At 62.1% G+C, this 10,895-nt stretch carries 10 protein-coding genes; 7 read left to right on the top strand and 3 right to left on the bottom strand.

The genetic code is table 11. The features are described from left to right. Positions 1-151: 151 nt before the first annotated feature. Positions 152-1,609 (bottom strand): NCS1 family nucleobase:cation symporter-1, encoded by a 1,458-nt coding sequence (locus tag EOB36_RS31055; RefSeq protein WP_128286372.1) that lies wholly within the window; start codon positions 1,607-1,609, stop codon positions 152-154. Between the two features lie 318 nt (positions 1,610-1,927). Here EOB36_RS31055 and EOB36_RS31060 point away from each other — a divergent pair, with 318 nt between their 5' ends. Beyond that, positions 1,928-2,230: a DUF982 domain-containing protein gene (locus EOB36_RS31060; RefSeq protein WP_095485556.1), complete on the top strand. Its 303-nt coding sequence runs from the start codon at positions 1,928-1,930 to the stop codon at positions 2,228-2,230. A gap of 44 nt (positions 2,231-2,274) precedes the next feature. On the opposite strand, the gene EOB36_RS31065 is transcribed toward EOB36_RS31060, so the two are convergent. Then, positions 2,275-3,252, bottom strand: coding sequence for a response regulator (locus EOB36_RS31065; RefSeq protein WP_348631844.1), 978 nt, complete (start codon positions 3,250-3,252; stop codon positions 2,275-2,277). 59 nt (positions 3,253-3,311) lie between these two features. On the opposite strand from EOB36_RS31065, the gene EOB36_RS31070 reads away from it, so the two are divergent. The 5 genes from EOB36_RS31070 (at position 3,312) to EOB36_RS31090 (ending at position 9,038) form a co-directional block, all read left to right on the top strand. Continuing rightward, the gene (locus EOB36_RS31070; RefSeq protein ID WP_164897668.1) at positions 3,312-4,202 is read left to right on the top strand and encodes a cytochrome c peroxidase; all 891 of its coding nucleotides are present in this window, start codon (positions 3,312-3,314) and stop codon (positions 4,200-4,202) included. After that, positions 4,199-6,721: a two-component system VirA-like sensor kinase gene (locus EOB36_RS31075; RefSeq protein ID WP_128286374.1), complete on the top strand. Its 2,523-nt coding sequence runs from the start codon at positions 4,199-4,201 to the stop codon at positions 6,719-6,721. Before EOB36_RS31070 ends, EOB36_RS31075 begins: the two co-directional genes overlap by 4 nt. Positions 6,722-6,863: 142 nt before the next feature. Further along, the gene (locus tag EOB36_RS31080) at positions 6,864-7,412 is read left to right on the top strand and encodes a cytochrome c (RefSeq protein WP_206637226.1); all 549 of its coding nucleotides are present in this window, start codon (positions 6,864-6,866) and stop codon (positions 7,410-7,412) included. A gap of 201 nt (positions 7,413-7,613) precedes the next feature. Then, positions 7,614-8,492 (top strand): class I SAM-dependent methyltransferase, encoded by an 879-nt coding sequence (locus EOB36_RS31085; RefSeq protein WP_128286375.1) that lies wholly within the window; start codon positions 7,614-7,616, stop codon positions 8,490-8,492. A gap of 21 nt (positions 8,493-8,513) precedes the next feature. Then, positions 8,514-9,038 carry a cupin domain-containing protein gene (locus EOB36_RS31090; protein ID WP_128286376.1) on the top strand — a complete coding sequence of 175 codons (525 nt, stop codon included), beginning with the start codon at positions 8,514-8,516 and terminating at the stop codon, positions 9,036-9,038. A gap of 116 nt (positions 9,039-9,154) precedes the next feature. Here the strand turns inward: EOB36_RS31090 and EOB36_RS31095 are convergent, their stop codons facing one another. Then, the gene (locus EOB36_RS31095; protein WP_245329868.1) at positions 9,155-9,838 is read right to left on the bottom strand and encodes a TetR/AcrR family transcriptional regulator; all 684 of its coding nucleotides are present in this window, start codon (positions 9,836-9,838) and stop codon (positions 9,155-9,157) included. Positions 9,839-10,012: 174 nt separating this feature from the next. Here EOB36_RS31095 and EOB36_RS31100 point away from each other — a divergent pair. Then, on the top strand, positions 10,013-10,895 hold an 883-nt coding region (locus tag EOB36_RS31100), incomplete at its 3' end, for an efflux RND transporter periplasmic adaptor subunit (RefSeq protein ID WP_245467946.1).

Raw genomic sequence — 10,895 nt, forward strand, 5'->3', positions numbered from 1 at the left:
TCGTCTCATCCGACGCCGCCAGACCGTCCGCCAGACTCAACTGACCCAAAACACGATCCGCCATCCCGAATCTCCCTGCTCCAACCTTCACCACAGAATCACCGTTCGGCTTCTGTGCAAAGGTCTCCTTGTGGGAGAAGGCAGAAACCGCTCAGGCCTTTGCCATCCTGGCTCTGGCACCAAGTGCCATCGTACGCAGCACGTAATAGATGGCGCCGGCGATGGCCACGCCGAAGAACCAGCCATAGACGCCCCACCACGACGGCAGCCAGTTGGTGAAGTTCGGCAGGACCGAGGAGAAGATCGCGCCGATGCCGGCGGCGATGAAGGCATTGACGTGCCAACCGTTCTGGAAGCGGAACTCGCCGTCTTCCCTGTAGAGGGCCTCAACGTCGACCTCGCCCTTCCGGATCAGGTAATAGTCGACCATCATGACACCGAAGATCGGCCCCATCGTCGCACCGATGATGTTGACGAACGAAGCGGCGCTGCCTTCCCATGGCGCGAAGGGATAGAGCACCAGCGCGATCAACGCCGCGATATAGCCGCCCTTCTTGAAGTCGATCTGCCGTGGAAAGACGTTGGAAAAATCGAATGCCGGCGACACGAAGTTTGCCACCACGTTGATGCCGAGCGTCGCCACGGCGAAGGTCAAGGCGGCGAGCGCCGCCAGGAACCAGCTGTCGAACTTGGCCGATATCTGGTCTGGATGCAGCAGCACCTCGCCATAGACGTCGAAGGCGGCAATCGTGGTGACGCCGGCGACCAGCGAGAACAGGATAAGGTTGACCGGCAGGCCCCAGATATTGCCCTTGCGCAGCGACGCCTTGTCCGGCGCATAGCGGGCGAAATCGCAGAAGTTGAGATAGAGCGCCGAGAAATAGGTCACCCAGATCGCCGCCACCGCGAACAGCGAGGTCCATGAGCCCGGCGTGCCGGGCACGCCAGCGTCCTTGGTCTTGTCGAGCAGCACGTCCATCGGGATGTCGCTGGTGAAGGCAAAAGTCCCGGATTTGACGCAGAGATAGATCGCCAGGATCAGCATCATCACCCATACCGCCGGTCCGGCCCAGTCCTGGAAGCGGCGCACCGTTTCCATGCCTTTCTGGATGATCAGCAGCTGCAGTGCCCAGATCACCGCGAAGCAGATCACCCCCAGGCCCGTGTGCCCGAGGAAATGCGTGTTCTGGTTGAAATCGGCGAACCACTGCGATCGGATCAGCAACGCCACGATCGCGCCGGACGCGGCCGCCGTCTGCGCGCCGTACCAGAAGCAGGCGACGATGGCGCGCACCAGCGCTGGTATGTTGGCGCCCCAGATGCCGAAGGATGCGCGGGCAAGCACGGGGTAGGGCACTCCGGTCTTCACGCCGGCATAGCCGACCATGTTCATCAGCACGTAGATGATCAGCGAACCGATGCCGATGGCGATGATGAAGTTGACGAAGCCACCGCAGAACAGGAACAGGCTTGCCGCCAGATAGTAGCCCCAGAGACTGTGGACGTCCGACGTCCAGACGTTGAAGATCGAGAACGGTCCCCAGTTTCGAACCTTCGCCGGAGCGAGATCTTCGTTGTATAGGTCGGGTGATGCGCCTTGTATGGTCATTGCGATGTCCTCCCCTTGGTTGCCGCGCGCCTCCACGCGTTGACTACGCAGGTTAAGCCTGACGCTGGAGAACCGGCAACCGATTGATTTGCCGGCTTTGACCTTAAAGATATTCAATGAGAATCGCGCTTATCGGCGCTGCGCAACGGTTCGTCGCATGTTTGTCATGTTTGGTGATTCGATTTCGGTCGAACGATGTGAGAGACTTCATTTTAGCCCGACCTCTTTTTTCACCGGGCTCTGTTTGCCGGAATCCAAATGGCCAGCCGTGAGTTTAAAGGTTCGATCAAGCACATAGCGATCGACCGGGAGGAAACGATGGATCGCCTGCAATTCTTTACGCCTGTGCGGATTTCGCGCGGGCAGGAAAGCCCTGTCGAAGAAATTTATAGTGTAGCCGAAGCGATGGGGTTCTTGCGTAAATGGCCAATAGGCCGTCGGGGGCCAGTCTACCAATGCGCGGTGAATTGCTGCTCCGCGGCTCTGGCGGGCCGGATGTCGGCAGAGCAAGCAAGGAAGGCCTTTGCCGGCTTCGCCCGCATCACGCGCTTGCTCGACGACGACATGGCGCTGCCGATGGGCGGCGAAAATATTGATAGCGTGCATGCGCTAAGGCGATGAACCTTCATATTTGCGCCCCGCCGTGAACGTGGCCTACGGCAAAGTCACAGCACCTCAACCGAGGCAGCGAACAGGTAGCCAGCGCCCCGCTCGGTGACAACGAGCTTCGGCTCGCTCGGGTTGACCTCGAGCTTGCGGCGCAGTCGCAGTATTTGCACGTCGATACTGCGGTCAAACACCTCTTCGTCGTGAATCCTGCTGGCAGCGAGAAGCTGCTCGCGGCTCAGGATCTGCTGCGGCGATTGCAGGAACGCTGCCAGCAGGTTGAACTCCCCCGCGGTCAGCGGCGTTGTTTCGCCCGCGGGCGATTTCAGGCGCCGCATCCGCATGTCGAGCTCCCAGCCGGCAAAGCGGTAGCGTTTGTGCTTCTTGCCCCGCGAATTCTGGCGCGTTGACCCCGATCGCCGCAGCACGGCGCGAACGCGCGCAAGCAGTTCCCTGAGGCTGAAGGGCTTGGTGATGTAGTCGTCAGCTCCGAGTTCCAATCCAACGACGCGATCCACTTCGTCGCGTCTGTGGCCGGTGATAATGATGATGGGAGCTTCCGGCGGACTGCCGAGTTGCCGCATGATTTCAAACCCGTCCTCATCGGCAAGCCGCATGTCGAGGATCATCAGGTCTACCGGTCTTTCATTGAGGACACGCGACATGGACCGGCTGTCGGTGACAGCGCTGACCCTGAAGTTCTCGCTCTCCAGGTAATTGGTGAGCATTTCGCGGATTTCGGGGTCGTCATCGACGACAAGAATATGCTTCGGCGTCACTGCCTGTTCGATTCTGCCTTTCGACTGCTCTTTGTAGCGAGTGTTCTGTTCGACTGACATCTCAGACCGTCCGCACGTATGGAACCCATGACCGAGCCGTTGCTTTATTAGACTTACCGTTGATTTTCGGCGATTTGTTGGTAAGCGCCGATGATCTTCGTGATTGGATACCACAGGCTCACTCGATGGCGCATGAGCAGATTGGTAAGGTTCGTGCAGGGCTTTTTGTTCCGCTTTGCCTGGCAGCGGCGGCACCATTTGCGTTGGCCTTGGTTAATCAGCCGGCCCCTCCGATCGGCGAGCCGATTGCTCCGATAGTGGGCATTGGTCCTTCCGACCAGGCGAAGATCGCACTTGGCGAGAGCCTGTTCAACGATGTCCGGCTGTCACATGACGATGTCATCGCCTGCAGCGGCTGCCACAGGCTCGATCTCAGCGGCGACGACGGCAGGGCTCGTTCCACGGCGGCGGATGGCGAGCCGCTCGACTTCAACACGCCGACGCTCTTCAACGCAACGCTCGATTTCCGGCTGAACTGGCGTGGCAATTTCCGCACTCTCGAGGAGCAGAACGAGGCAGCCTTGCTCGATGACAGGCTGATGAACACGAGCTGGGAGGAATTGCTGCCGAAATTGCGCTCCGATCCGGACTATTCACAGCGATTCGCAGACGTCTACGGCGCCGCCCCCGGCCAGGCGGAAGTGCTCGACGCCCTAGCCATCTTTCAACGCTCGCTGATCACGCCCAACGCCCGTTTCGACCGCTATCTCAAGGGCGAGCGCGGCGCCATCACGGCGGACGAGGAACATGGCTATCAGCTGTTCAAGGCGTATGGCTGCATCGCTTGCCATCAAGGCGCCAATGTAGGAGGCAATTTGTTTCAGAAGTTCGGCATCTTCCAGGATCCCTTCGCCGGCCAGAAGACCTTGAGCCAGGCGGATCTCGGCCGTTTCGCCATTACAGGTGCCGAGAGCGACCGCCATGTGTTCCGCGTTCCCAGCCTGCGCAACGTCGCGGTGACGGCGCCGTATTTTCACGACGGCCGTACCGCATCGCTTGGACAGGCAGTGAGGATCATGGCGCGGAACCAGCTCGGCAGGGAGATCGACCAGCGCGATGCCGATCTTATCGTCGAATTCCTCGGGACGCTGACGGGCGAGTATCGCGGCCAGCCGTTGACCAGCGCAGCCGATCGTCTGCAGCAATGAAGTCGCTACGCGTCCTGGCGCCGGTCGTCGCCTGCCTGCTCATCGTCCTGACCTATTTCCTGGTGCAGGGCGCGGCTCCTGATGCCGCGCGCCACGAACGCACGCTCGATGCTCTCAGGACCGTCATCCTCTATAACGCCGCCCTCCAGCGCGATGTGTTGCGGGCACGCACGGGACTGCTGCGCAGCTACGATCCGCTTGTGCGGTCGATCGAGAACCTGAACGCTGCGACGCAGACGCTGCCAGCCGCCCGGGACATCGCCAGCGGCGGAGTTCGGGCGGAGATCGACCGGGGGATCGCCGATGTCGCCGCCGCGGTGCGCGACGAGGAAACGCTTGTCGAGGCGTTCAAGTCGGACAACGCGCTGCTGCAGAACTCGCTGAACTATTTCAACTACATGAGCGGTCGGCTTACGAGCGAGGGTGACGGCCTTCGAGCGGTCGAGATCGGAGCCCTGATGATCACAATGTCGCGGTTCATCAGCGATCCCCAACCGGAGGCGGCAAGGGCAGTGACCGCTGCGCTCGACCGGCTGGCCAAGCCGTCCGTCGATGCCGTGCAGCCAAGCGACGTCCACTCGCTCGTCTCCCACGGCCGGCTTATCGTCACCAGGCTTCCGGCGGTCGACGACCTCGTCGCCCGCCTACAGACTGCGCCAACGAGCGAACTGGCCCGCGCGCTGCAGGACCTTTATCTCGATGCGCATGGGCGCGCTGCGGCGCGGGCCGCGCGGTTTCAGACGCTGCTCTACATCGCCGCGTTGGTTCTCGTGTGCTATGTGGTCTATCTGTTCGCCCGGCTGCGCCACAATGCGCGGATCCTGCGCGAGCGGCTGGAATTCGAGGGTCTGATCGCCTCGATCTCCACCCAGTTCATCAATCTGCCGCGCGACCGCATCCGGGCCGGCATCAGCAAGGGCCTCGCGCGCCTGGTGGAACATGCCGGGCTCGACGGCGCCCAGATTATCGTCAGCCGCACACATGATGCGGAATCTTCCGGAGGCTACTTCTATCGCCGTCCGAGCGGGAACACGCCGGCCCGCCTGTCGAAAGACATGATCGAGCTCGCTTCACGCTGGACGCTGGCGGGCCACGAGCGGCAAGGCTGCATCGACGTTCCCCGCGTCGGCGAGCTTCCTGAAGGGCGGGAGAAGGCATGCCTGCAGGCGCACCAGTTTCAATCCTGGCTGTGCATACCGATCTCGCATGCCGGCGAGCGGCTAGGTTTTCTGGCTCTCGATACCGTCACGCACGAAAAGCGTTGGACCGACGACGACATCGCCCTGCTGCGCACCGCCGCCGAGATTTTCGCCAATGCCATCGCGCGCGAGCACAATGAACGTGAACGCGAGGCGCTGCAGGCGCGGCTCAACCAGTCGCAGCGGCTGGAAGCAATCGGAATACTCGCCGGTGGCATAGCGCACGAGTTCAACAACATCCTCGGCGCCGTCCTCGGCTATGGCGAGATGGCGCTGGCGGTGCTGCTGAAGGAGTCTCGCGCGCGGCGCTACGTCCAGCAGATCATGAAGGCCGGCCGGCGGGCGCAGGACGTCACGGAGCAGATCCTTGCCTTCGGCCGTCGCCGCGAGCGGCAGCACCACGCGCTGCGGGCGCAGCCCGTGGTTGCGGAGGCGGTCGACCTGCTGCGCGCCTCGTTCCCGGCCACACTTTCAGTGGAGACGCATCTTGCAGGCGCGGATGCCGCGATGATGGGCGATCCGACCGAACTTCAGCAGGTGGTGATGAACCTCGGCACCAACGCGGCGCAGGCGAGGAACAACCGCGGCGTATTGGAGGTCGCTCTCAACACGACGGAACTCGTGGAGGCGCGGATGCTTTCGCACGGAAACCTGCCGGCCGGCCGCCATCTCCGCCTCGCCGTCAGGGACAACGGCAGCGGCATGGATCAGGCGACGCTCGAGCGTATTTTCGAGCCGTTCTTCACGACCAAGCCGGCGGGGCAAGGCACCGGGCTCGGCCTGTCGACGGTGCACGGCATCGTCGCGGCGCATAGAGGCGCGGTGGACGTGAAGAGCCAACTTGGCGAAGGCACGATCTTCGAGGTCTATTTTCCGCAGATCGAATCCGCTGCGACCGATGCGGACGAGGACGAGGGTGAGGGCGCCGAGGTTCCGGTCCAGCATGGCAATGGCGAGACGATCCTGGTCGTGGACGACGACACGCCGCTGATGCAACTTGCCGAGGAGATGCTCGCCGCGCTTGGCTACGAGCCCGTCGGGTTCGACCGAAGCCCTGCGGCTCTCAATGCATTCCGCACCGATCCGGAGCGCTTCGACCTGGTGCTGACGGACGAGGTCATGCCTGACATGACAGGCATCGAGTTCTCCGGCCAGTTGCATGAGATCCGGTCGGACCTTCCAATTGTCCTGATGACCGGTTACGGCCGCCCGCTCCGATCGCGTCAACTGACGGCAGCCGGCATAAGCGAAGTCATCAAGAAGCCGCTGCTGCCGGCCGCCATTGCAAAATGCCTCGCCCGCCATCTGCATTCAGGCTGATCAGGGTCGGGTGGGTTTCTTCGTTACAGACGTAACCAAAAGTCCCCCTGGCGGAAATCAACCCGTAGCCGGGCTGTTCGATGTTTCTCCTGCGCCCAAACCATGATCCCTGAAAAATGGAAACCGGTTTTCGGAAAAGATCATGGTCTCGTCGGCGTCAAATGGCAGCAAACCGGAGAAGCTGATGATACGACGGGCTCTCATCGGAATTGCCGCCCTTGGGCTGGGCGGAGTGCTCACAGTCGCGATGGTCGACCGAAATGGGCTGGGTTCGGCGACAGCGGCCGACTCGATCGAGCACGGTCGATACCTGGTGAAAATTGGCGGCTGTAACGACTGCCACACGCCAGGGTACTTGGAGAAGGCCGGCAACGTCCCCGAGGATCGATGGCTGATCGGCGGCTCTCTCGGCTTCAATGGGCCGTGGGGCACGACTTATCCAACCAATCTTCGCTACCTTTTGCGCACCATGGACGAGGACGACTGGGTACAGTTAGCGCGTACAATCGAGACGCGCCCCCCTATGCCGTGGTTCAACCTGCGTGCCATGACCGAGGCCGACCTGCGCGCCATACACCGATATGTGCTTTCGCTGCCGGCAGACGATACGCCGGTTCCAGACTATGTGCCGCCCGATCGTCCGCCGAAGACACCGCACATTGTGTTCGTACCGCAGGCTCCGAAGTCATAGGCGCATCCTAAGGCCCGGCGGAGGGTTCTCCGCCTCTGCGGTACGTCAGACACGGCCGCGTGTTTCAGTCGTAACGCAATTCCCGATTCCGGAAATCACCTTGTAGCACTGATCTCCGATCGTGACGGTCCAGCTCAGGCGGCCATATGGCAGCCGAGGGCCAGATAATCGGGAGTCAAATCCAGGTAATCATGGAGTCAAATGATGTACAATCTGCTTGCCGAACACGCGCCGAAGATCGATCGCGATCAGAGCACCACGGATCCGCGTCCCTATGCCTTGGGTTACACGGAGGGTGAATTCAAGCGCCTGGAGCTGCAGGGAGCGCTCATTCACGACCTTACGGAGCATGTCCTGCGCAGCGCGGGGATAGGACCAGGCATGCGCGTGCTCGACATCGGCTGCGGCGTCGGCGACGTCTCCTTGCTGGCCGGGAAGCTGGTCGGACCGACCGGAAGGGTGCTCGGCGTCGATCGCTCGGCAGAGGCTGTAGACGTTGCCGAGCGGCGCGCCACCGAATCCGGCCAGTGTTACTGGACACGCTTCACTGTGGGCGAGCTTGATAAATTCTCGCCCGACGAGACCTTCGATGCGGTGATCGGCAGGCTGGTCCTGATGTATCTGCCCGACCCGGCTGCAACCCTGCGCAGGCTTGCCGGGTTTGTTCGGCCGGGCGGCCTCATCGCCTTCCAGGAAATGGCGATGCCGCTCGCCCGCAGTTTTCCAGAGGCGCCGCTGTTCAGCAAATGCCGCGGCTGGATCATCGAGACGATCGAGCGGGCGGATTTCGAGGTCGACATGGGTGGCAGGCTGCCCATGGTTTTCGCCGGCGCAGGGCTGCCTGCGCCGCAGCTGAATTCCGCCGGCCTCGCCGGCAGCGGGCCTGACTCGCCGATCTACGACTATATCGCGGGCACCTTGCGTAGCCTGCTGCCGATGGCCGAGGCCGTCGGTGCCGCGACCGCTGCCGAAATGAAGGTCGACACGCTCGCCGAGCGACTGCGCAACGAGGCTGTCGAACAGCAGATGTGCATCATGCTGCCGCCCTTTGTCGGCGCATGGACAAATACGCCGGGATAACGAACCAAAGAGAGATATCGGATGCTCGACACTGCCATCAGCGAGCGCGCGGCGCATCTCGTCGACCCTCGCAATGTCGAGACGCTCGACGTGCTGGGCCCTGTGGTCCAGTTTCTTACATCGCCGCGCGACGGCGAGCCTTGCGTCATGCGCGGCACCATCCCGCCGGGTGTTACCGTGCCGCTGCACAGCCACGCCGACCCGGAGACCTTCATCCAGATTTCCGGCGAGATCGAAGGGCTTTCGCAGTCGCAGAAAGGCTTCGTCTGGGTATCGATCCGGCCGGGCGACATTTTCCATGTGCCGGGCGGGGCGAAGCACGCCTTTCGAAACCTGTCGACTGAGGCGGCCGTGATGATCCTCGTCAGCACGTCAAGGATAGGCCGGTTCTTCCGGGAAGTCGGAACGCCGATCGCCGGGGAAAGCAGGCATTCGGATCCTCCCTCAGCCGAAGCGGTCCAGCATTTCCTGAAGACCGCCGCGGCATACGGCTACTGGAACGCGACGCCGGAAGAGAATGCGAGTGTAGGTCTTTCACTGACGTGATTTGAACAGCATTGGCAAAGCCCTCTCCACGGCAGTACGAGGAGGCGCTGGGTCGGGGTGGGTCCGATCTACCGAAGCGGTGAATTGCTGCTCCGCGGCCTGGCGGGCTCGGCGGCTCACGGGCCTGCTTCGAGGAAAGCCCGGGCAAACCCGGGTTGCGCCGCTTCTATCGTTCCATCGGGTAGCTTCAAAAGCCGGTCAATTGCGACGCCATAGAGCCGCAGCCGGTCGTCGAGCAGCCGCGCCGCTTCGTCGATATTGCCCTGCTCGGCCTTCAGCAAGGCGCGGTGCATCACATCCCGAAAGATCAGCCGCAGCTGCAAAAACATCTCGGCGAAAGCATCCGGATCGGGCACGTCGAAGATGCCTTCCTCGCTCCCTTTCCTAAGCAGATTGGTGATTATCGGCATTGCCAATTCCCTGGCCGCCTGGTCGACCCGATGGAAGAGGGCAAGGTTTTCGGGCCGGAACAGGACGAAAATTGTTTTGCGCAGTTGCGGAGCAAGCTCGACGTTCAGCCGTCGCGAGCCGGCAAAGAGCGCATTGAGCCGGCCAAGCCCATCAAGTGACGGATCGTTGAGCACGGGTTGCAACTCGGTGAAACTGTCGCGCGCGAGACGTGCGGCGAGTGCCTCTAGCAGCGCCTCTTTCGACGCGAAATAGTGGTAGAACGCGCCTTTCGACAGGCCGGCCTCGCGGATGATGTCGTTCACCGTCGTGCTGTCGTAGCCTTGCTCGAAGAACAGCCGCTGGGCACAGTCGAGGAGCTCGGCGGATCGTATCTCCGGCGGCTTTATCACTCGGGGCAAAATCGACCTCGCAAAGTACAGGTTGGGGCAAGAGGAGCACGAACCGTATCTTTATGCAATCTTTATAGACCGACGGTCGGTCTAGTGCTATGTCTGCTATCGCCCTACGTTCGGATTCGATGATGGAGGGAGAGTTTCTTGCGACGGCTACGCTGGACTGTTGGCATCGTTTTTGTCGCGGCGGCTGCCGCTGTCGGCGCTTGGTATCTGTGGCAGCCGGCCAAGGTTTCGGTCGTGACGCCACAACGCGGCGACGCGGCGGAAATCGTTTACGCGAGTGGCTCCGTCGAGCCGCAAACCTGGGCCAAGGTCACTCCCGTGGTCCGCGAGAGGATCGTCGAGCAATGTAATTGCGAAGGGTCGAGGGTTGCACAAGGCGACGTGCTCGCCAAGCTCGACGACAGCGAGGCCCGGGCCGTGCTTGGCGAGCTCGAAGCGCGCCAGGCGCTTGCCCAGGAAGAGCTTCGGCGGCTGACGGTGCTTGCTGAAAGGCGTGCGGCGAGCCAGCAGGCGCTTGATCGTGCGCAGAGCGAGCTCGGCCAGATCGAGGCGCTGGTTGCCGGACAGAAAGCGCGACTCGACACCTACGTCTTACGTGCGCCGAGCGCCGGTGTCGTGCTCAGGCAGGACGGCGAGGTGGGTGAAGTCGCCGAGCTCGGCACGGTGTTGTTCTGGGTCGGCGAGCCCAAGCCACTCCTGGTGGTCGCCGAGGTCAACGAGGAGGACATACCCCGGGTCGAGGTCGGCCAGCGCGCGCTGCTTAAATCCGATGCGTTTCTCAGGCAGAACCTGGAAGCGGTGGTCGACAGCATCACGCCCAAGGGCGATCCGGTGACGAAGACCTATCGCGTCCGTTTCCGCCTGCCGGACGACACGCCGCTTCGTATAGGCATGTCGACCGACGTGAACATCGTCATCCGCGTTGCGAAAAATGCCCTGTTGATCCCGTCCGCTGCGATGGAGGGGAACAAGGTGTTCGTAGTCGAAGGCGACAAGGCCTCGCGGCGTGAAATCCGAACGGGCATTCGCGGCACCAATGGCGTCGGGG

The sequence above is a fragment of the Mesorhizobium sp. M6A.T.Cr.TU.017.01.1.1 genome, assembly GCF_004023115.1.
GTDB lineage: Bacteria > Pseudomonadota > Alphaproteobacteria > Rhizobiales > Rhizobiaceae > Mesorhizobium > Mesorhizobium mediterraneum.